This is a genomic window from Sediminibacterium soli (assembly GCF_009939225.1).
GTDB classification, from domain to species: Bacteria; Bacteroidota; Bacteroidia; order Chitinophagales; family Chitinophagaceae; genus Sediminibacterium; species Sediminibacterium soli.
Genome location: NZ_JAACJR010000004.1, coordinates 23,592 through 44,256 on the forward strand (window position 1 = coordinate 23,592; position 20,665 = coordinate 44,256).

Here is a 20,665-nt window from a genome sequence, read left to right on the forward strand (position 1 = left end):
GAAACCGGAAAAAAGAACAAAATTCACAAACCAAAATGGCGCCGGCCCGTTTTGAAAAACAAAGCCGGTGATCGCTAACTTATTTAAACAACGATTCATGTCATCAAGAAGAAATTTCATCCAGAAAACAGCGATGGGACTTGCGGGTTCCGCTGTACTTCCCCTACTGGGTAAATCGGCTGCAGCCGTTGCACCCGAAGCCAGTGCGGCGCTCCCCATTACGGTTGGCATTGCGGGTTTTACGTTTGCAAAATTTGATGTAGACCAGTCGATCGCAATGATGAAACGCATTGGCGTAACCAATCTTTCCGTAAAAGACATACACCTGCCGCTGAACAGCAGCGATGAAAAGATCAATGCCGTTATCGGCAAACTGCGTGGCGCGGGAATCAATGTGTATACGGTGGGCGTAATCTATATGCGAACGAAAGAAGCGGTAGACCAGGCCTTCCAGTATGCGCGTAAAGTAGGGGTGAACATGATCGTGGGTGTTCCCAGTTACGATGTTCTCGATTACGCAGAGGCCCAGGTAAAAGCCTATGATATCAGGCTCGCCATCCATAACCATGGACCGGAAGATAAATTGTATCCCGGCCCGAAAGATGTGTATGACCGCATCAAAGACCGTGACCCAAGGGTTGGTCTCTGCATCGATATCGGCCATGCCATGCGTGCCGGTTCTCCTCCTGAAAAAGCGATACGCGATTTCAAAGACAGGTTGTTTGATCTGCATATCAAGGACGTCAGCCAGGCAGTAAAAGAAGGCAAAGCCATCGAGATAGGCCGTGGTGTGATCGATTTCCCCGCAGTGATCAAATCATTGCGTAAGATCAAATTCAACGGCGTCTGCAGCATCGAATTCGAAAAAGACATGACCGATCCCTTACCCGGTATCGCCGAATCCATCGGTTTCTTCAAGGGTGTTGCCAGAGGGGGAGAGTAGCGATGATTGATACATGGCTGTATGGCTATATTGTTTAATGGCTGACTGGCAGGTTGCCTAACCATTAAGCAATGTAACCATACAGCCATTCACTTTATCCTCTTATCCCACCGTTTTTTGGGCGTTTTGCCCCATCAGCCGATTCTCTTACCCTACCCACCCGCCCTTCACCTTTTTCCCCTTTGCATTTCGGTCATCGCGGCTATATTTAGCGTTATGAAACCAACTAACTTCCGCTTTGACCATATCAGGCATATGGCAAAGCTGTTACCGGTCGCGGCTGTTTTGCTGGCCGGATCGCTTACCGCACAGGATGCTGTGGTAGACAGGATCGTTAAAGAAGGTACGGGTAATTCCCAGCTGGAAAAACTGGCGCATGAACTGCTGGATAAGATCGGTCCGCGTCTTACGGGCACACCGCAGCTGAAACAGGCCAATGACTGGGCCGTGGCGAAATACACAGAATGGGGTGTTCCTGCGCGCAACGAGCAGTGGGGCGAATGGAAGGGTTGGGAGCGCGGTGTTACGCATATCGATATGGTCTCTCCCCGTATCAAATCGCTGGAAGGCACACAACTGGCCTGGAGCCCGTCTACCAGGGGTAAAACCGTTACCGGCGAGTTGGTGATCATTCCCGACCTGGCGGATTCCATCGCTTTCCAGCAATGGCTGCCGAATGTAAAAGGCAAATTCGTCATGGTATCGATGAACCAGCCAACCGGTCGGCCGGATTATAACTGGCAGGAATTTGCCACGAAAGAGTCGTTCGATAAACTGAAAAAAGAACGTGCCGAGCAAAGCCAGCAATGGACGCAGCGCATACGCAAAACAGGATACAGTGTGCGCATGCTGCAGGTGGTGCTTGAAAAAGCAGGCGCCATCGGTATCGTAGGCAATAACTGGTCGCAGGGTTTTGGCGTAGACAAGATCTTTAACGCCTATACCCACAAAATACCTACCGTTGATATTGCGCTGGAAGACTATGGTCTTTTGTACCGCCTGGTTGAATCAGGCGCCAACCCCCGGATCGCGGTGCGGGCGGATTCAAAAGACCAGGGAACCGTTCCGGTATTCAATACCCTGGCCGAAATAAAAGGCACGCAGAAACCCGATGAGTATGTGATGCTGTCTGCGCATTTCGATTCATGGGACGGCGGCACCGGCGCCACCGATAACGGCACGGGCACACTTACCATGATGGAGGCGATGCGTATTCTCAAAGCGGTATATCCTAATCCCAAACGCACCATACTGGTTGGCCACTGGGCCAGCGAAGAGCAGGGACTGAACGGCTCGCGTGCATTTGTGGAAGACCATCCCGAGATCGTGAACAAATTGCAGGCGCTGTTTAACCAGGATAACGGCACGGGCCGCGTGGTGAATATATCAGGGCAGGGCTTTCAGCATGCGGGCGATTTTATCAAACGCTGGCTGGCGGCGGTTCCTGCGCAGCTGCGTGATTCGATCAGGACGAGCTTCCCGGGTTCACCCGGCGGCGGCGGTTCTGATTTTGCCTCTTTTGTTGCCGTGGGTGCACCGGGGTTTTCACTCAGCTCGCTGAGCTGGTCTTATTTTAACTATACCTGGCATACCAACCGCGATACGTACGACAAGATCGTGTTCGATGACCTCCGCAACAATGCCGTGCTTACGGCCATCATGGTGTACATGGCCTCGGAAGACCCGGCGTTCTTTCCCCGCGACAGGGCCACACTTGGCAACGACAGAACGGGCAGGCCGGCTGTATGGCCCGCACAGGTAAAAGCGATCCGAAAAGGACCGGTTGCGCCGGCAAATTAGCGGGGTATAATATGGAATAAGGAATACAGAACAAGGAATATCGAATAATGAAATAAGGAAGTATACCTGTTCAACAGTCGGATTTCCGCACCCGCGACCCCCAAGGTCGCGGGTTTTTTATGGGCCGGTATTCACAAAATCTTAGCAAAAAAAACGAACCTAATATTTTGTTCGTACGAAAAAATTCCTACCTTGGGGTCATGAAACAGGAAAACAGCGCTATTGAACCCACCCGGTCGGAACTGGAGATACTCCAGGTGCTTTGGGAATACGGTCCTTCCACCGTTCGTTTTGTCAACGACAGGCTTAACGAGGAGAAAAGGGCGGTGCAGTACACATCCACCTTGAAGCTGATGCAGATCATGGTGGAGAAAGAACTGCTTACCCGCGACGAGTCGCAGATGAAGCATATCTATATACCCGCGGTGGGTGAACAGCAGACAAAGGGGGTGTTGCTGGACAGGTTTGTGGAAACCATGTACAAGGGCTCTGCCAGCAGCCTGATGATGCAGTTGCTGGGTAATAGGAAGACCTCAAAAAAAGAATTGGAAGCCATCCGGGAAATGTTGAAACATTTGAATAAAAAGTGAGTTAGCTATATAGGAGATGATGCGGTATGTGAAATAACCTAACCAGTTAATACAACCAGACCTATGCAAGTCAATCTTTTTTCGACCGAATTGGTACGGGCCATTTGCTGGACGCTCCTGCATTCCGTTTGGCAGGGTGTGCTGCTGGCGATGGCCACCGGCCTGGTGATGCTTTTTACGCGCAGCGCACGTCCGCAGAAAAGATACCTGATGCTGGTTGGACTGTTCCTGTTTTTTGTGGTAACCGCGGTGGTGACTTTTGTTTCCGAGCTGAACCGTATAAACCCCCGTACCGGCGGGCACTATCGGGCGGAACAGGGTGTTTACCAGTCGCGGGCAACGGAACCGCTGCTGCAGGCTGCAGCGACAGGTACGGTAACAGCCACCCCGTTACAGCGGTTTGTCAGCTATTTTAATGAACATGCCGCCATGGTTGTGCTGGTATGGTTCCTTATTTTCCTGGCAAAACTTATCCGGCTCGGTGCAAACCTGGTATACGTACAGCGGCTGCGGTCGTATCGGACCACGGCGCCCGGCGGGCAGTGGAGAGAGGTACTGCAGCGACTGATGCAACAACTGGCAATCGACCGTACGGTGCGCCTGCTGGAATCAGGTATCCTGAAAGTGCCGGTGACGATCGGCATGCTGAAACCCGTGATCCTTTTGCCCATGGGGTTATTATCGCACCTGCCACCCGATGAGATAGAAGCGATACTGTTGCACGAACTCGCACACATCAAACGCCGCGACTATTTTGTGAACCTTCTGCAAAGTTTTGCTGAGACCGTTTTCTTTTTCAACCCGGCATTGCTCTGGCTTTCTTCTATGATCAGGGAGGAGCGGGAGAACTGCTGCGACGAGTTGGCCATATCCGTCACCAACAACAAAACCAATTTTATCAATGCGTTGATTTCTTTCCAGGAATACCATTTTGCCGACCAGCGCTGCGGGATGGCTTTTCCGGGAAGCAGGAACCAGTTGCTCAACCGGGTCAAACGCATTGTTCACAACAAGAACAAAACCCTGAACACCATGGAAAAAAGCATCCTGACCCTTGCGATAGCGGCCTTTCTCCTGTTCTCCTTTGTGAATGCAAGGAAAGCGCCTGTCAATACCCCGATCCATACATCCGGCGAGACAAAATCCAATATCGCAGATAAAATCCACGCGCCGGTTCCTTTCCCCCGAAATACAACCTCCCGTATACCGGTGACCGATACGGTTATCAGGGAGAAAAAAGCAGCCGCCCCCAATGAGACAGAAAAAACAGTCGTCGAAGAGCAGGCTGCGACGGGTACGACTGCGCTGCGCCCGCCTGACGCATCGCTGACAGGCCTGAAGCCATTGTCGCCGCTGTCAGACACCCTGCCCGATCAATTTAAAAGCATGTCGACCACCCTGGTCGATGACGGGAAGGATCGTATACTCGAATTCACCGCAAAAACAAAAGACGGCAGGGAATACCGCTTAAAAAAAGTAAATGATACGGTGAAAGAATTGTACCTGAACGGAAAGCAGATCCCTGAATCGGAGTTCGGCCAGCATATGGATGAAATCCGCAGTATAGAACAACGCTTTGAACATGCGCGCGAAGAAGCCAGGAAAAAACGGGAAGAGGCGGGCGCCCGGAGAATGGAATCGGAGAAACTCCGTGTAGAAGCCATGAACAGGAAAAGGGAGGTGCTGCAGGACAGACGCCTGGCGGAAATCAGCAAACGACAGATGGTTGTTGAGGAGCAGCGTGCGGTGCGGGAGCATAAACTGCATGAGATCCGGGAACGACAAACACTCGAACTGCAAAAACACCTGCAGAGCGACAGCATTCATCTTCGTAAACAGGAGCGGCAGCTTGAACTGAAGAGACTGTATCTCGAAAAAGAGAGTGAGCACCTGAAAGAAAGACGCAAAGATTCCATCAGGCATGTGAATATCGAGATGAATAGCAAGTCTGCCGTGTTGGCGCAGCTGAACCACGGACGGAGCGAACTGCGGTTACCAAAAGAAGCGAGACTTAATCAGGTAAACCTCAAACTGAAAAACGGACAGCAGTACAGGAACCCGGAATACGATGCCGGAACCAAACCCGTGCGGATTATACGGGAGAAATTGCCGGCCGATACCGCAAAAACAAAACCCCGGTCAAAACAAGGTGGTGATAATATGCCGCTGTCTAAACGCGAGGCGCTGCGCCTGTTGCGTGCCGGGGATGAAACGCGCAGGGAAGCTTCTGCTGCGGTCATGCGCAACATCATTTCCGATCTGGCGAACGAAAACATTATCGTTGATCCGCGAACGGGCTGGTTTGCACTCGATAAAAAACAGTTTCTGGTGGATGGAAAGGAAATGAGCAGGGAGCAGCAAAACAGGTTTCGCGCAAAATACCTGGTTGCGGACGGAGTGGGTTTTTATTATGGCAATGTAACCGTACCCGGCAAAGGCATTTTCCTCTCCAACAGGGAAGTATCCGCAAAATAATCCGCTGATTCATTATCAAACAGGTCTTCCCGGCAGGGTTGGCGGTAGCATGCCCGGATGAAAATAATTTCATCCGGTATTCCAACCTTATGCCGTGCCGGCACTCTTATAGCCATCATCCATAAAAGATAACCAGGCAACCGTTTATGAAACATTACTATTTCTGTTTGTGTTTATTGTTTGCAGCAGGATTCGCTGCGGCACAAACGGGCACCATTACAGGCTTTGTTAAAGACTCCGGTTCGGCAAAAACACTGGGTCTTGCAACCGTCACCATATTTAAGGCAAAAGATACATCTATTGTTACCTACCGGTTGAGTAATCCCGAGGGTGAATTTAAGGTAGGCGGACTTCCCCTGAACCTGCCGCTGCGTATGATCATTACCTTTTCAGGCTATCAGCCTTTGCGAAAGGAATTTTTGCTTACAGCGGAGCATCCGAACAGGAACATGGACACGGTGAAAATGACTGCAACGACGCAGCAACTCGACGAAGTGATCGTTATCGCCGAGCGCCCGCCCGTCAGTATAAAAAACGATACGATTGAATTCAACGCAACGGCATTCAAAACGCTTCCCAATGCCCTGGTGGAAGACCTGCTGAAAAAACTGCCGGGCGTTCAGGTGGATGCCGATGGAAATATCACGGTTAACGGCAAGGCAGTGAACAGGATATTGGTTGATGGGAAAACATTTTTCGGCAGCGATCCCAAAATGGCCACCCGTAACCTGCCGGCCAATATCATCGATAAAGTGCAGGTAACGGATGATAAAGAGGAATTACTCCGTAATGGCGATGATAATCTGAACAATGTGGGCAAGGTGGTCAATATCACTTTGAAGAAAGGTGTTAAGAAGGGATGGTTTGGCAAAGTATATGCCGGCAAGGGATCTGCTGATCGTTATGAAGCAGGCGCGATAGCAAACATATTCCGGGACACCATGCAACTGAGTGTGCTTGGCTATGTCAATAACCTTAACAAACCCGGTTTTGGCTACAGCGACCTGATGCAGACAGGTGGTCTCGACAGAAGCAACAGTAACCTCAATAGCCGCAGTACCAGCATCTGGTCAAACGGATCGGGTGGCAGTGGTATCATGATCAATGGGATCAGTTTTGGCGGAATGACGGGGTCGGGGGGTGTTGTAACCAGTAAAGGGGGCGGTTTTAACCTTAACCACGCACCAAATGCCAGGCAATCGATCTTTGGACAATACTTCTTTGGCAATGCAGTGGCAGACAGGCGCCAGGAATCCGAGATCCGGCAATACAATGCCGATACGGTAGTCACTAACCGGACACAACTTACAGGCGATGTGATCACCAATGCACATAATATCGGTATCGGCGGTAAATTCAAACCGGATACGCTGACCACGATACAGGTAAGCATGAATTACACCATCGGTCTGCAGGACGAATACAGATTCAGCGATATCAGGGCGGATAACAACCTCAGGGGGCCGCTGAGTACGGGTATGATCAACCAGACCAATAAATCGAATACCTATTATTACCGGCACGGGTTTATGTATACCAGACTGTCGCCCACCAAAAAAGGCAGGCGTTTTAATTTGGTGCACAACCTGGATATCAATAACCGGTTCAATAATTACTATACCAATTCCAGTCTGCATTATATCAGGCCCACCGCTTATGACAGCCTGCTTGATCAGTTACGGAGAGAAGATGTACCGAGAACCGATCTGTCTGCCGCCTTCAACTACAGCGATCCGCTTGGTAAAAAATGGACACTGCGCGTCGGCGGAAGGTATGAATACGGCAAGCTGGTCAATGCGATTGCCACATTCAATCCCAACAGCACCGATAAAAAATACGATGTGATCAACCGGCAGCTGAGCAGCAATTTCTTCAGGGAAAACCACCGCTTCTTCGCGGCCGCCGGTTTTGAATACAAGGCGGCGAAAGACCTGACCATTACGCCTTCGGTGCGTGGACTGGTACAGGAGGTGAACAATGCACTGGCTTCTCTGCCGCAGGCCATCAGACAAAGCCAGCGCAACCTTCTTCCGGCATTGACAGTGGTGTACAAACAACTCAACCTGAATTACTCCGAGGATATTTCGTTGCCGGCGTATGCCTACCTGCTGCCGGTTGCCGATAATACCAATCCCTATAATATCAGCAGGGGCAATCCGGATCTTTTACCTTCGGAGCGACATAATTTCTCGGTCAACTATTATTTTAACGATACCAAACGGAACCTGAACATCGGGTTGTATGCAAACGGAGGTTTTGTAAAGAACGATGTGGTTCAGAGTATCCATATCAACCAGACAGGGATACAGACCAATATGCCTGTGAATGCGGATGGCAGCAGCAATTTTGGTATCAATTACAATATCAACAAGCAATACAAGAGCAACCCGAAATTCATTGTTTCCTGGAATGCAGGCGCCTGGTATGGGTTCAATAAGAGTAAACTGCTGTATAATGGAGAAACAGGCTGGCAGAGTACTTTTAACCTGAACCAGTGGTCTTCGCTGAATTTCAATCTCAACGATAAATTCGAGTGGAATAACAGCTACAGCATCGGGTATAATTTTACAGAGTACACAAGCCAGGCATTCAAAACATTGAAAGTGGTAAGTCATTATGCCAATACGGAAATGATATCCAGGCATATCAAACATGTGATACTGGAAAGCAGCCTGAACTATAACTATAACGGCAATATTCCTGCCGGTCTCCCAAAAGGAATCGTGAGGTGGAATGCTGCGGTTAATATTACGATGTTGAAAGATGAGAAAGGTGTGCTTAAGCTAAGTGTATTTGATATCCTCAATCAGAATGCAGGCGTAAGCATGTACGCCAACCGAAATACCGTGAATATTTTCCGTACGAATGTGCTGAGCCAGTATTTTATGGCCACATTCACCTATAATATCCGCGCTATCGGCGGGGCGAAGAAAAAAGTAGGCGGGGAGAGGTTGTTTAATTTTTAACGTGTTGTGCTATTGCGCTGCTCAAAGGATTTCAATTTTGGGTGCTATTGGCTAAGAGAAGTCGCCATTTTATCAATGAAAATCTAAGCAGGCACGAGGCCCAGCGGCCCTGAGCGAACAAAACACGCATGTCGGGATCGACGATATCCCGGGCGTTATCCGAAATTGAGTGGCGCAACACAGTGACTTTTAGTTCTCCGTAAGAGAGATGCACGGCTGAATGGCTGCATTTATATGGCTATTTAACAATGCAGCCATTTAGCCATTCGACTACTTTGCGGTTATTCTGAGCAGATGCTAAAACAAAGACAATTGCGATCTGGTATCCTTTGTCATTTTCTTTTTCAGTAAGGGCAGCGGTACAGGCGGATTGATCTCGCCACTGTGTGTGATATGATATACCTCGCTTTCCCGGTAGCGGGATGCTACGACTATTTTTGTATTGCCTGCATGCGCATCAAAAAGTGATTGTACCAGTTGCGGATCGTTGTTGTTCCGCGACAGGTGCGAGAGCAGCAGGTGGCTCATAAAACCCGGGCGGTGTTTTGTGAATACATCCAGCGCCTGTGTGTTGGATAAATGCCCCAGTCCCCCGCGGATCCTTTTTTTAAGGTGATAGGGATAGCCGCCATTCTCCAGCATGGCTTCGTCGTAATTGGCTTCCAGAAATGCGGCATGGCATTGTTTGAAATAGCGGATCAACTGGTCGCAGGCAACGCCCAGATCGGTAAATACGCCCACGTTCACGGCCTGGTGGGAGATGATAAAACTATAGGGGTCACTGGCGTCGTGGTATTTCGGGAATGCGGTAACCGACAGCCCGCCAACGGTCACCGGCTCGTGCGGGGTAAATGTTTTTACCTGCTGCCTGTCGATAACCAGCCTGCCGCCGCTGAGTGTGGGCTCGGTGATATAAACAGGCAGTCCGAATTTTTTAGACAGATTGGTAACGCCGCCGATATGGTCTGCATGCTCATGTGAAATAAACACAGCCCTGACATTCTCCATGGCCAGGTTCAGTCTTTTCATGCGTTTTTCCGTCTCGCGGCACGAGAGGCCCGCGTCTATCAGCACGGCATCCGCTTCGTTGCCGATATAATAGCAATTTCCGTTACTCCCCGAGTTCAATGATGCGATAAATAGAGACATGGCTTCAGAATGAACAAAAATACGCCGAATGGAAAAACCCCGTCCCAAAATCTTCCTGTTTCCGCCGCAGAACTGTAACTTAGTTTGGTTACCATCGATCCTGCCATGAAACCGATATCATCCCTGCATCGTCTTATTTACCTGTTACGCGGCATCTGTTTTCCGCCGGCGCGTATTGCCGCGGCATCCGCCCTGTGGCTGGGCTGCGGTATGGCCCGTTTACCCGCCCAAACCGCGAAAGTGGAAAGCTGGCTGACCGATCCCGCCGCTGCCGTTTTTTTTGTAAAGCAGGCGCCGGTTACCCTGCAGAAAAGCCGGGATACCGCCACCATCACCATCGACCCGGCAAAAAAATTCCAGTCGGTTCAGGGTTTCGGATTTGCCCTCACCGGCGGCAGCGCCATGCATATGATGAAAATGAGTCCTACGGCGCGGGCCGCGCTGATCAGGGAACTGTTTGCCACGGATGGCAGCCATATCGGTACCAGTTACCTGCGGGTTAGCATTGGCGCCTCTGATCTGAACGAATATGTATTCTCGTACGACGATCTTCCCGCAGGACAAACCGATACCGGCCTGGTGCATTTTGACCTCGGTCCTGATAAGCGCGATGTGATACCGGTGTTACAGGAAATACGAAAAGTAAATCCGCGTATCCGGATCATGGGCTCGCCCTGGTCGCCGCCGGCCTGGATGAAAACCAACGACGATACAAAAGGGGGCAGCCTGAAGCCCCAATATTACGGTGTATACGCCAGGTATTTTGTGAAGTACATACAGGCGATGAAAAAACACGGCATCGACATAGATGCCATCACTGTGCAGAACGAACCCCTGCACCCCGGTAATAACCCCAGCCTGTATATGCCGGCCGGGGAGCAGGCATTGTTCGTCAAAAAATACCTGGGACCTGCTTTTGCCGCAGCGGCGATCAGTACCCGGATCATTATTTACGATCACAACGCAGACAAACCGGAATACCCTATTTCCATTCTCGATGATCCGGAAGCAAGAAAATACATCGACGGGTCGGCATTTCATTTGTACGGGGGCAGGATCGAGGCATTGTCAAAAGTGCATGATGCGCATCCCGACAGGCATTTGTATTTCACCGAGCAGTGGGTAGGTGCGCCGGGCAATTTTACGAGGGATATCCGCGAGCATATCGATAAACTGATCATCGGCGCCAGCCGCAACTGGAGCAGGACGGTGATCGAGTGGAACCTCGCGGCCGATCCGCAGCAACAGCCGCATACAGACCGGGGCGGTTGCACCGGCTGTCTTGGTGCGGTTACGATCGATAAGGACAGCATTACCCGAAACCCGGCATACTATATCATTGCGCATGCAGCCAAATGGGTAAGGCCCGGGTCGGTGCGTGTCTGGTCCAATATGCCGGAGGAATTGCCCAATGTGGCTTTTCAGACTGTCACTGGTAAAACCATCCTGATAGCGCTTAATACCGCAAAGGATGAGCGGGTGTTCACCGTTGCATGCAAAGGACGCAGGTTTGCCGCCAGGCTGGGCCCGGGCGCCGTGGCTTCCTATATCCTGAATTGATTGGGGAAATATTTCTACTCGGGCTTGCAACCCGCCATACAAACCGGATGGTTTTGGCTGGTACCACATTTGTCTTTGTGACCATACTCACCAAAAAAGACAAATTATGAAAACCTCCAGTTTGATTGTATTGGCAGGTGTCAGCTTCATGGCATCCTGTGGTAATGGTAATAACGGAACCAAGACGGAAGACAGTGTTTCCAATAAGGAAGGCCAGGCAATGGTAACACAGCCGGATACGACGCTGAAAACAGCCACCGTTGCTGTTGACCAGAAGACTGCTGATTTTGCGATTGCGGCAGCAAATGCCGGTATGAAAGAGATAGAGCTGGCAAAATGGGAGCAGGAATACGGCACCCGGCAGGATGCAAAGGATTTTGCGGGTATGATGATCACCGATCATACCAATGCGGCCAATGAGCTGAAAAGAATTGCCTCAACAAAAAGCCTTACACTGCCCAACCTGGTTCCCGACAGCGAGCGGGAAAACATGGATAAGATGAAAACCAAAAAACAGGGCAAAGAGGTCGATAAAGCGTATGTAAACGAGATGGTGGATGACCACAGGAAAGCCGTGAAACTGTTTGAAGATGCTGCCAAGGATGTAACCGATATGGATCTGAAAAATTTTGCATCCCAAACCCTTCCGGTATTGCAGAAGCATTTTGATCATATCAAAGCGATAAAAGCAAAAATGTAGTTCGGTGAAAAAACAGCACACGCAGTTTATTTGTATGCGATAAAAAAAGTTCCGGTGAACCCGGGGCTAATGATACCCAACAAAAAAGCGCTTATCAAAGCGCTTTTTTGTTGCCGTTACCTGTTGCCCTTCAGGCATTCACTTCTTCTGCCGGTTCATACGCCGGTTCCCTTGCCTCTTTTTTCGCGGTGCTCTCGTCTTCCTGGTCCGATAACGGGTTAACATAGGTTTCAGCGATATGGGTCAGGTGGTGGTCGGCATCTTCCTCCTCCCATAATGTTTCTTCCAGAATGGTGGCCACTTCATCGCAGTCCATGGTTCGCGCCAGCTGTACCAGGCTGCCGTAGGTGGCGATCTCGTAATGCTCCACTTTCTGTGCGGCCACGATCAATGCCACGTCCCTTGTCATGGTTCCTTCCTTTGTTTCCCTCATCAGCGATTTCGCTTCCTCCGTCAGGCCCGCCATCGCTTCGCATTTTTTTGTTTCGGCGGGTTTTCCCAGAAGTTTAAACACCCTTTCGAGCCTTATCACATGTTTCTGCGTCTGCAATAAATGATCCTCGAATGCATCGTGCAGCTCATTGGTAGTGGCCGCTTTTTGCATCAGCGGCAGCGCCTGCAGCAGGTGCTTTTCCGCCCAGTACATGTCTTTCAGCAGGTCATTGAACAGTTTGTCCAGCAAAGATTCCTGCATAGGGTGGTTATCCGTTGTATTGTTGCGGGTGTTTGTCTGCCCGCTCATTGTTTCTTTTTTCATGCCTGTGTTTTTTAAGTGTAAGATCAATCGTTAAATACTATGCTCAGTTATGAGAGGTCCTGTTACCCTGTGAAGCCATCGACTTTCTTTTTTCCCGGCTCATGGCGCCGAAGCCTTGCTTTGAATAACGCTGGGTATTGCCGCCCTGCCAGTCGGGGCTGCCATCGTTGAAGGCCGCATAGGTATTCCTCCGGTAATTGTCGGAACCGTTGCGCATCCGGTCCTCGTTCATCCTGTCTTCTGATAGCATGCCGTCGTTGGAATAGCGGTTGCTTGTAGAACCGTATCCATCACCGCTGCGTCCTGTGGTAGGGTAATTGCCGCGGTCGGCATACCGGTCAAAATTGTTGTAGCTGTTGTTCTCGTGTCTGTCTTCCTGCCTGCGGTCGTAATCCCTGTCCCGGTTGTAATCATCGCGGTCAAACTGGTCGCCGCGTCCGCCTGACCATTCGTTGTAACCACGGCCATTGCTTCCGTTTCTCCTGTCGCCATACTGTCCGTAGGGTTCATTGTAACTGCCATTGCCCATGCGGCCGTATCCTTCCGTTACGTCTTCGTAGTCGCTCTCTTCGTTGCGAAAACCGCTCCCGCCACGGTAATCGTTGCGGGCTGAGCGGTCCCATTCGTTCCTGTTGTCGGAATAGCGACGGTTGCTGCCGTAACCTTCGTTGCCAAACCGGCCGGTATTGCCGTACGCTTCGTTCCGGTTTCGTCCGCTGCTTCCCCTGTATGATTCGCGGTATTGCCCGGAATCGCTGGCATTACGCTGACGATCGTTTCGATGACTATCTGTGGAGAACCCGTTTCTCTCACGGGTATACCTCTCCGGATGTTTCTGACGTTGCATACATGTGTTTTTTGATTGAAAAAATGCTGTGGGCTTACCGGCAAAAAAAACATACCCCGTATGCGGAGCCTTTTTGACGGGGAGAATGCCCAGTTTTTTCTACGGGCACAAATAAGAACGGGATCTATCTGTAGCGATAATTGTACAACCGGGAAAACGCAAAAACAATGCGGGGATCAGGTGTACACAAAAAATAACCCACCGGTTTCGATGGGTTATTCCTATACACTTGGGAAGAAAGATACTTAGTTCTTCACCGGTGCGGCAGAACCTGCTGATGCGCCGGAAGCGGGTTTGGTTTCTGTTTTTACCTCACCGCCGATAGACAATACGATCACCGGCGTGGTGGCAGAATTCGTGGTAACGGTAACCGTTTTGTTGATCGGTCCAAGGGCCGCCGCATTATAGGTTACTTTGATAGAGCCTTTGCCGCCTGCGGGAATGGCTTCCTGGGTATATTCAGGAACCGTGCAACCGCATGAGCCAACCGCGCTTTTGATCACCAACGGTTCTTTACCCGTGTTGGTAAAAGAGAATGTGTAACTGGCGGGGATGTTTTGCGGGATCACACCAAAATCGTGTTTTTCCGTGCTGAACTTCATAACAGAAGAAACCGCGCCGGTACCGGGTGCACTCTGCGCCTGTGTAGCAGCAGCCATACCAATCACCGCTATCAATGTAAACAGAATTTTTTTCATAATAAGGAGGTGTTTAAAGAGGAAAATTAGCATTTTTTACAGCAAAACCCGGCCCAAATCGATCAAAAGGGTTAATTAAAGGATAAGCGCTTGCTGCCGGTGGTTCAGGCTGCGCTGCGGCTTTTCTGCCGTTTGGCCACATCCAGTAAATGTTCGATGCGTATAATCTTTTCAGAGTCAGTGGCGGGGATGGAGATATCCCATGCCTGCTCCACGGCGTTCAGCAGGTAGAGCAGCTCCCAATCGGCCAGATCGAGGTCTTTTTTTAAGTCGGTTTTAAGGGTGATGACAGCGCTGTAAATGTTCAGTTTCTCGCGTAATAGTCTCTGCAGACTGCTTATGGCTGGTTGCATAGTAATTGGTTTCGGTTATTATATGAACCGGGTAAGACCAAAAATGCTGCCAAACGATTATTAAAGCGGTGTTAAGAAAAGAGCAACGGCAGTAAAACGGCGGTTTACGGTCAGATATCCTTCCAGTGCTCGGGAGAAACTTTTTTTGCAGCGCTGTTCTTTTTGCCGTTTACGGGGCTGGCATCATACCCGTTGTTTTCGATGATCTTCTCGTCGAGTGTGATCTTTGTTTTTTCCGCCTTGATCGCCTGGCGCAGCAGACCGAAGAGCCCCATATAGATATTGGCCACCCATACCAGCGAAAATCCGCCGATAAGATAACCCCGCCAGCCGGGAAGCAGCAGCGTATACCCCGTAGCCGCCAGGAAAAAAGCGGTTACATAATGGCTGAAACAATACTCACAGGTAAACACATAAAAACATTTCCTGACAAAGGCACTGCGGTGCTCCCTGCTTTGCCTGATGCAATAGTTCCGCGGCGCCGCAAAAATCTCTTCATGCGTTACCGTCCAGGCAATACAGGCGATGGGTATCGCCAGTACAAACAACCATATCAGTTCGTGGTGATGCATAATTATTGCGGACATCCTACCAGTATGCTGTTTTTTTGTTCAGGCACCGGTGTATACGCCATACATTGAATGCAGGTGGTATCCGGCTTTGTCGTTATGGTAAAACTGAACTCTTCGCCCTCCTTTATCTCCGAAGGAAAGCTGCAGGGGTTGGAAACGGTGAATACATTCTGGTAAGATTTATGTGCCAGCGAATCCGTCCAGCTCTGCGCAACAGCCATACCACCCGTTACTTCGCCGCTGAGTTGTATTACGCGCTGTCCGCAGATGCCGCGTTTTACCAGTTTGCCGGTAAGACAGGTCTTTTCATCTGTCTGTGGCCTGGGAGAGCACATAGAAAGCCCCAGCGCCGCAAAACACAAAAGAATACAGTATCGCATACGGATCGTTTACCCAAGGGACTAAAAAACTATACCAAAGGCCGCAGTCGGGCAGGTCGGTCCGTTGCCGGAAATATCCGCGAATTCGCCATCCGCGAATCCGCAATCCCCATAAATTCTGTTATCTTTTGTAACCTTTTCCTCCAACCACGGTTACCTTATTCAGACAAACCACACGAAAAAACGGCTGCTTGGATCAGATTACAGATAACGCATTGATGATCAAGGTAAAAAATGGCGACCTGGACAGGATGGGACTGCTTTTTGAGCGTCACCACCGGCAGTTACTCGGCTTTTTATACCATATGACGGGGCAGCGGGAACTGAGTGAGGACCTGGTGCAGAATGTTTTTTACCGCATGCTGAAATACCGACATACGTTTCGCGGCGATGGCGAATTCAGGTCGTGGATGTACCATGTTGCACGCAATGTGATCCACGATGAAGGACGCGGGCAGAAAAGAACCATCCGTGCCCAGGAGCTGGAAGCGCATACCGAACGGATCAGCGGAACCGATAGGGCCGATGCAGGTATCCAGAAAAGACAGGAGCTGCAATCGCTGCGCCAGGCGCTGAACGAATTGCCCGAGGAAAGCCGAGAAGTGCTGGTGCTTAGCCGTTACCAGGAATTGAAATATGCGGAGATAGCGGGTATTATGAACCTATCGGAAGGGGCTGTAAAAGTGCGGGTGCACCGCGCCTTGCAGCAATTAAAGAACCATTACCTAAAACTTGAATCGAATGAAATGTGAAAACGATAAGAAAGACCTCGCACGCTGGATCAACAACGAGATGAACGAAACAGAACGCGCTGCATTTGAACTGCATTTGGCTGCCTGCCCTGCCTGCCGGCTGGAACTCGAAACCGATCAGCAGGTATGGGATAGGATGGGAGAGATGGTAACCCCGGAACCCTCTGCCTCGCTGCGCCCGCGTTTTTATGCCATGCTGGATACTTATAAGGCATCGGAAGAACCCACCCGCAACGCATTTGCCGATATCCGTCATATGTTCCGGCAGTTCTGGAGCGTACAGCCGGGATTTCGCCTGGCATACAGCCTGGTGCTGGTGGTGGCAGGACTTGGACTGGGGTACCTGATCAACCATACAGGAACAAAAGACAACAAAGACCGGATAGCATCCCTTTCTACACAGGTAAACGAAATGAAAGAGATGATGATGCTCTCGCTGCTGGAAAACCCTTCAGCTTCGGAGAGGATACGCGGGGTAAGTTATACCAGTGAGATCAAACAGGCCAACCCACAGGTAGTGGATGCCTTGCTGACCACCCTCAATAACGATCCGAATGTGAACGTGCGGCTGATGACGCTGGAAGCGCTTGCGCCGATAGCCGCAAAGAACCCCTCCGTGAGAGAAGGACTGGTGCGCTCGATCGTAGAGCAGGAATCGCCGCTGGTGCAGTCGGCGCTGGCAGACGTGATGCTGAAACTGCAGGAAAAACGATCGGTGCAATCCTTCAGGAAATTATTACAGCAGAAAGACCTGAACGGACAGATTAGGGTCAAACTGGAACAAACCATTACAGAACTCATCTAAACCAAACATTATGAAACCTATCCTTTCACGCCTGCTGCTGGCAGGGTGCCTGTACGGCTGCGCCCATCCCCAACCGGTTTCGGCACAGGAATACAAAACACATGTGAGCAAAGAATTTGTATTGAAGAATGCAGCGGCTTCGAGCGTGTTGTCTATCTATAATATTTTCAGATCGATCAAAGTGGAAGGCTATCCGGGCGATAAGGTATTGCTGGAAATAGATGAAAAACTTACCGCCAAACGCGCCGAAGTGCTGGAGCAGGCAAAACAGGAATGTAAACTTGGGTTCGACCAGTATGGTGATACGGTTATCGCCTATATAGCCGAACCTTACGATTCGCGTCCGCGCCGCTACCGGGATTACTGGGAGGACCGAAGACGCATCGAATACGTATACAATCTGGAATTTACTGTTAAGGTTCCGTTCAACATGAACCTGAATATTTCGACGGTAAATAACGGAGAGATCACCGTCAAAGACGTTGCGGGTTCGTTGCGGGTTCACAATGTAAATGGCGGCATACTGGTGCAGAATGCAAAAGATGCGCTGATGGATATCCGCACGGTAAACGGAAACGTTACCGTGAATCATCTCGGAATACCGCCAACGGAATCATCGTATTACACGCTGAACGGAAGACTGGAAGTGACTTACCCCGCCAGTCTCTCAGCCGATATCCGTTTCAAAAGCATGAACGGCAGTTTTTACACCGATTTTCCTGAAGTGCAGGTATTGCCGGCCAGGGTGACCAAAACGGAAGAAAAGAAAGCCAGCGGCGTTATCTACAAACTGAATAAAATGTCGGATGTGCGGGTGGGCACCGGTGGCAAGACCTATATATTTGAAACACTGAACGGGAATATCTATATCAAAAAGCAATCTTAATACCTGTAAATATAACTATCATGAAAACGAAGAAAATGTTACCTATGCTGATGGGCATGCTGCTTGTTGGAGCGGGTGTGACAGCGCAGTCAGAATCATTAACGGTGCCCTTAAGCGAACCCGGCAAACCCTATAAACTGGAAGTGGGACTGGTAAACGGTGGCATTACCCTGATCGGGTACGAGGGAAAAGATATTGTGGTCGAAGCACAGTCGGGCAGCGACCGGAAAAAGAAAGACAGGACTTCGGGCGGGAACAGCGTGGAGGTGAATGTGAATACCAATGTGAACATAAGCGGTGGCAGGGACAGGGAGTCGGGTTCCGGTATGCGCAAACTGAGCGCAGCCAATAACGGCCTCGATGTAAGCGCGCAGGAAAGAAACAACCGTGTTACGATCAATACCGATTCCTGGAAACGCGCGGTAGACCTTGTTATCAAGGTTCCGGCCTCGGGTGGTACATTCAGGATAAATGCCACCAACAACGGTGATATCGTGATCAGCAATATCAATGGCGAGATGGAAGTGTCGAATACGAACGGCTCCATTTCTTTTAACAATGTATCGGGCACGGCCATTGCCAACACCGTGAACGGCAACCTGACCGGTGTGTTCAAAAGCGTTGACGGAAAATCACCGATGGCATTTTCCACACTCAACGGCCGGGTGGACATCACTTTCCCTGCATTGGTAAAAGCGAATATCAAAGCCAAATCGGACCGCGGTGAAGTGTACAGCGATTTTGATGTGGACGTGGATAAAGCGCCCGCAAAAGTGAACCGCAGTTCGGAAAAAGGCATGTACAAACTCAATATCGAAGACTGGATTCTTGGCAGGATCAACGGCGGCGGCCCCGAAATGATGCTGAAGACCATGAACGGCAATATCTATATCAGAAAAGCCAAATAAATAGTACCCCCATTTGCGGAAGCCGGCCGATCGCCGGCTTTCTTTTTGTTTAATCGGTGAATACGGAATGCAACCGATTGAAAACAGAAGGCATATCCTATCTTAGCGCCCGTTATAAGCAACAATATGAAACTGATCAGTCGTGTTACCGTGTTTGGCTTGTTGTTGGCATTGCCTTTGTCTTCCATGGCCTGGGGTTTGATCGGGCACAGGGTTGTTGGAGAGATTGCCTGGGGCTATATGACGCCGCAGGCAAAAAAAACCGTGCAGCAGATACTGGGCGATGAATCGCTTGCCATGGCCACCAACTGGGCCGATTTCATTAAGTCGGATCCGTCCTACCGTTACCTGGGTAACTGGCATTACATCAATTTCAAATCGGGTATCAGTGAAAAAGACATGCGCAACTATCTCCGGTCCGATACCGCAACCGATGCCTACACAAGAATGAACTTTTTGGTAAAGGAACTTAAAAACAAAACCCTTCCTGCCGACAAGAAATTATTTTACCTGCGCATGCTCATACATATTGCAGGAGATCTTCAGCAACCCATGCATACCGCACGTCCCGATGACCAGGGTGGCAATGCGATTAAAATAGACTGGTTTGGAAAAGCCACCAACCTGCACAGCATGTGGGATGAACAGCTGATCGAATTCCAGCAGCTTTCGTATACCGAGTACGCTAAAGTGATCAACCACCCAACTGCGGCGGATAAAACCAAATGGCAGAAAGAATCGATCGCAGACTGGATCGTGGATTCTTACCGTATCACCGAAAGCCTGTACAAAGAGATCGAATCGGCGCCGGGCAACAAACTAAGCTACCGCTACAATTTCGATCACCTCAAAACCCTCGATAACCAGTTGCTCAAAGGCGGCGTGCGGCTGGGCGCACTGCTGAACCAGTTATTCGGGTAAACAACAACGGTAACACCAAGTGTATCCATCGGTGTTGCGGCGCCTACTCCCTGCCGCTTCCTTTAAACTGGTGGCTGGTTTCCCTGAACAGCACGTTGAATGTGGTAAGCGATCCGTAACTGGCGGTGATGTATTGCTGCAGCTCCACTTTTTCGGCATCAGTCAGCACTTTGTGCGCATTGATCTTTTGCTCGATCAGCCGCAGGCGGTCGCGTACCATCACGATCTTGTGAAAGAATACATCAACCGGCACCTCCTTTGCTTGCAGGGAACCGTCTTTGGGTTGAAGTACCAGCGTCCCGTCGTTCCATTTGGTGGCCATCGGCACCAGCTGAAACTCGTGCAGTCTTTGTGTCAGCACATGATCGAGCGCCTGTTCAATATCGGCCAGCGATACAGCGCCTGCCTGCTCAGCAGCAACCTCCGTTCTTTCGAGCAGTTCCAGTTCCGTATAATCTTTCGCGATGCTCTTGGCGGTATTCGGTGTTTTGAACCAGATGGTATAAAATTCAGAACCCGTTTCCACGATAACGCCCCTGCCATAATGGGGGTGATGCACTTTTGAACCGATGCCTGCCTGTTCCATATAATAGATTGAAGACG

The 20,665-nt window shown here is 50.2% G+C and carries 20 protein-coding genes; 12 read left to right on the forward strand and 8 right to left on the reverse strand.

Features of this window, described 5'->3' with window-relative positions; translation table 11 throughout:
• Nucleotides 1-97: 97 nt before the first annotated feature.
• The 5 genes from GWC94_RS03160 to GWC94_RS03180 all read left to right on the forward strand — a co-directional run bounded on the left by GWC94_RS03160 (nt 98) and on the right by GWC94_RS03180 (nt 8,774).
• Nucleotides 98-943: a sugar phosphate isomerase/epimerase family protein gene (locus GWC94_RS03160; protein ID WP_161833575.1), complete on the forward strand. Its 846-nt coding sequence runs from the start codon at nt 98-100 to the stop codon at nt 941-943.
• A gap of 216 nt (nt 944-1,159) precedes the next feature.
• Nucleotides 1,160-2,743, forward strand: coding sequence for a M20/M25/M40 family metallo-hydrolase (locus GWC94_RS03165; RefSeq protein ID WP_202628629.1), 1,584 nt, complete (start codon nt 1,160-1,162; stop codon nt 2,741-2,743).
• 200 nt (nt 2,744-2,943) lie between these two features.
• Nucleotides 2,944-3,333 carry a BlaI/MecI/CopY family transcriptional regulator gene (locus tag GWC94_RS03170; protein ID WP_161833576.1) on the forward strand — a complete coding sequence of 130 codons (390 nt, stop codon included), beginning with the start codon at nt 2,944-2,946 and terminating at the stop codon, nt 3,331-3,333.
• A 63-nt stretch (nt 3,334-3,396) separates the two neighbouring features.
• Complete coding sequence (locus tag GWC94_RS03175; protein ID WP_161833577.1) at nt 3,397-5,808, forward strand: M56 family metallopeptidase; 2,412 nt, start codon at nt 3,397-3,399, stop codon at nt 5,806-5,808.
• 146 nt (nt 5,809-5,954) lie between these two features.
• Nucleotides 5,955-8,774 carry an outer membrane beta-barrel protein gene (locus GWC94_RS03180; protein WP_161833578.1) on the forward strand — a complete coding sequence of 940 codons (2,820 nt, stop codon included), beginning with the start codon at nt 5,955-5,957 and terminating at the stop codon, nt 8,772-8,774.
• 297 nt (nt 8,775-9,071) lie between these two features.
• Here GWC94_RS03180 and GWC94_RS03185 read toward each other — a convergent pair whose 3' ends face one another.
• Nucleotides 9,072-9,923, reverse strand: a complete 852-nt coding sequence (locus GWC94_RS03185; RefSeq protein ID WP_161833579.1) for an MBL fold metallo-hydrolase — start codon at nt 9,921-9,923, stop codon at nt 9,072-9,074.
• Between the two features lie 105 nt (nt 9,924-10,028).
• Here GWC94_RS03185 and GWC94_RS03190 point away from each other — a divergent pair, with 105 nt between their 5' ends.
• Entirely contained in the window at nt 10,029-11,483 is a 1,455-nt protein-coding gene (locus GWC94_RS03190) for a glycoside hydrolase family 30 protein (protein WP_161833580.1), read from the forward strand.
• Between the two features lie 106 nt (nt 11,484-11,589).
• Nucleotides 11,590-12,183, forward strand: coding sequence for a DUF4142 domain-containing protein (locus tag GWC94_RS03195; protein WP_161833581.1), 594 nt, complete (start codon nt 11,590-11,592; stop codon nt 12,181-12,183).
• A 130-nt stretch (nt 12,184-12,313) separates the two neighbouring features.
• Here the strand turns inward: GWC94_RS03195 and GWC94_RS03200 are convergent, their stop codons facing one another.
• The 6 genes from GWC94_RS03200 to GWC94_RS03225 all read right to left on the reverse strand — a co-directional run bounded on the left by GWC94_RS03200 (nt 12,314) and on the right by GWC94_RS03225 (nt 15,790).
• Nucleotides 12,314-12,940, reverse strand: a complete 627-nt coding sequence (locus GWC94_RS03200) for a YciE/YciF ferroxidase family protein (RefSeq protein WP_161833582.1) — start codon at nt 12,938-12,940, stop codon at nt 12,314-12,316.
• 43 nt (nt 12,941-12,983) lie between these two features.
• Nucleotides 12,984-13,787: a hypothetical protein gene (locus GWC94_RS03205; RefSeq protein WP_161833583.1), complete on the reverse strand. Its 804-nt coding sequence runs from the start codon at nt 13,785-13,787 to the stop codon at nt 12,984-12,986.
• A 245-nt stretch (nt 13,788-14,032) separates the two neighbouring features.
• On the reverse strand, nt 14,033-14,485 hold the full coding sequence (locus GWC94_RS03210) for a DUF1573 domain-containing protein (RefSeq protein ID WP_161833584.1): 453 nt from the start codon (nt 14,483-14,485) through the stop codon (nt 14,033-14,035).
• A 104-nt stretch (nt 14,486-14,589) separates the two neighbouring features.
• Nucleotides 14,590-14,838: an acyl carrier protein gene (locus tag GWC94_RS03215; protein WP_161833585.1), complete on the reverse strand. Its 249-nt coding sequence runs from the start codon at nt 14,836-14,838 to the stop codon at nt 14,590-14,592.
• A 110-nt stretch (nt 14,839-14,948) separates the two neighbouring features.
• Nucleotides 14,949-15,425, reverse strand: a complete 477-nt coding sequence (locus GWC94_RS03220) for a hypothetical protein (protein ID WP_202628630.1) — start codon at nt 15,423-15,425, stop codon at nt 14,949-14,951.
• The gene (locus GWC94_RS03225) at nt 15,413-15,790 is read right to left on the reverse strand and encodes a hypothetical protein (protein WP_161833586.1); all 378 of its coding nucleotides are present in this window, start codon (nt 15,788-15,790) and stop codon (nt 15,413-15,415) included. The genes GWC94_RS03220 and GWC94_RS03225 overlap by 13 nt, the downstream gene beginning before the upstream one ends.
• Nucleotides 15,791-15,981: 191 nt before the next feature.
• Between GWC94_RS03225 and GWC94_RS03230 the strand changes: the two genes are divergently transcribed.
• The 5 genes from GWC94_RS03230 to GWC94_RS03250 all read left to right on the forward strand — a co-directional run bounded on the left by GWC94_RS03230 (nt 15,982) and on the right by GWC94_RS03250 (nt 20,062).
• Entirely contained in the window at nt 15,982-16,542 is a 561-nt protein-coding gene (locus tag GWC94_RS03230) for an RNA polymerase sigma factor (protein WP_202628631.1), read from the forward strand.
• The gene (locus GWC94_RS03235; protein ID WP_161833587.1) at nt 16,532-17,347 is read left to right on the forward strand and encodes a zf-HC2 domain-containing protein; all 816 of its coding nucleotides are present in this window, start codon (nt 16,532-16,534) and stop codon (nt 17,345-17,347) included. Before GWC94_RS03230 ends, GWC94_RS03235 begins: the two co-directional genes overlap by 11 nt.
• A gap of 10 nt (nt 17,348-17,357) precedes the next feature.
• The gene (locus GWC94_RS03240) at nt 17,358-18,233 is read left to right on the forward strand and encodes a DUF4097 domain-containing protein (protein WP_161833588.1); all 876 of its coding nucleotides are present in this window, start codon (nt 17,358-17,360) and stop codon (nt 18,231-18,233) included.
• A gap of 20 nt (nt 18,234-18,253) precedes the next feature.
• Nucleotides 18,254-19,141, forward strand: a complete 888-nt coding sequence (locus GWC94_RS03245; RefSeq protein WP_161833589.1) for a DUF4097 domain-containing protein — start codon at nt 18,254-18,256, stop codon at nt 19,139-19,141.
• 126 nt (nt 19,142-19,267) lie between these two features.
• Nucleotides 19,268-20,062, forward strand: a complete 795-nt coding sequence (locus GWC94_RS03250) for a S1/P1 nuclease (protein ID WP_161833590.1) — start codon at nt 19,268-19,270, stop codon at nt 20,060-20,062.
• Nucleotides 20,063-20,105: 43 nt separating this feature from the next.
• Here the strand turns inward: GWC94_RS03250 and GWC94_RS03255 are convergent, their stop codons facing one another.
• Entirely contained in the window at nt 20,106-20,648 is a 543-nt protein-coding gene (locus GWC94_RS03255) for a hypothetical protein (protein ID WP_161833591.1), read from the reverse strand.
• Nucleotides 20,649-20,665: the final 17 nt, after the last annotated feature.

Coding starts and splice junctions, on each gene's coding strand:
- GWC94_RS03160 (WP_161833575.1), top strand. CDS start 98: ATGTCATCAAGAAGAAATTTCATCCAGAAAACAGCGATGGGACTTGCG.
- GWC94_RS03165 (WP_202628629.1), top strand. CDS start 1,160: ATGAAACCAACTAACTTCCGCTTTGACCATATCAGGCATATGGCAAAG.
- GWC94_RS03170 (WP_161833576.1), top strand. CDS start 2,944: ATGAAACAGGAAAACAGCGCTATTGAACCCACCCGGTCGGAACTGGAG.
- GWC94_RS03175 (WP_161833577.1), top strand. CDS start 3,397: ATGCAAGTCAATCTTTTTTCGACCGAATTGGTACGGGCCATTTGCTGG.
- GWC94_RS03180 (WP_161833578.1), top strand. CDS start 5,955: ATGAAACATTACTATTTCTGTTTGTGTTTATTGTTTGCAGCAGGATTC.
- GWC94_RS03185 (WP_161833579.1), bottom strand. CDS start 9,923: ATGTCTCTATTTATCGCATCATTGAACTCGGGGAGTAACGGAAATTGC.
- GWC94_RS03190 (WP_161833580.1), top strand. CDS start 10,029: ATGAAACCGATATCATCCCTGCATCGTCTTATTTACCTGTTACGCGGC.
- GWC94_RS03195 (WP_161833581.1), top strand. CDS start 11,590: ATGAAAACCTCCAGTTTGATTGTATTGGCAGGTGTCAGCTTCATGGCA.
- GWC94_RS03200 (WP_161833582.1), bottom strand. CDS start 12,940: ATGAAAAAAGAAACAATGAGCGGGCAGACAAACACCCGCAACAATACA.
- GWC94_RS03205 (WP_161833583.1), bottom strand. CDS start 13,787: ATGCAACGTCAGAAACATCCGGAGAGGTATACCCGTGAGAGAAACGGG.
- GWC94_RS03210 (WP_161833584.1), bottom strand. CDS start 14,485: ATGAAAAAAATTCTGTTTACATTGATAGCGGTGATTGGTATGGCTGCT.
- GWC94_RS03215 (WP_161833585.1), bottom strand. CDS start 14,838: ATGCAACCAGCCATAAGCAGTCTGCAGAGACTATTACGCGAGAAACTG.
- GWC94_RS03220 (WP_202628630.1), bottom strand. CDS start 15,425: ATGTCCGCAATAATTATGCATCACCACGAACTGATATGGTTGTTTGTA.
- GWC94_RS03225 (WP_161833586.1), bottom strand. CDS start 15,790: ATGCGATACTGTATTCTTTTGTGTTTTGCGGCGCTGGGGCTTTCTATG.
- GWC94_RS03235 (WP_161833587.1), top strand. CDS start 16,532: ATGAAATGTGAAAACGATAAGAAAGACCTCGCACGCTGGATCAACAAC.
- GWC94_RS03240 (WP_161833588.1), top strand. CDS start 17,358: ATGAAACCTATCCTTTCACGCCTGCTGCTGGCAGGGTGCCTGTACGGC.
- GWC94_RS03245 (WP_161833589.1), top strand. CDS start 18,254: ATGAAAACGAAGAAAATGTTACCTATGCTGATGGGCATGCTGCTTGTT.
- GWC94_RS03250 (WP_161833590.1), top strand. CDS start 19,268: ATGAAACTGATCAGTCGTGTTACCGTGTTTGGCTTGTTGTTGGCATTG.
- GWC94_RS03255 (WP_161833591.1), bottom strand. CDS start 20,648: ATGGAACAGGCAGGCATCGGTTCAAAAGTGCATCACCCCCATTATGGC.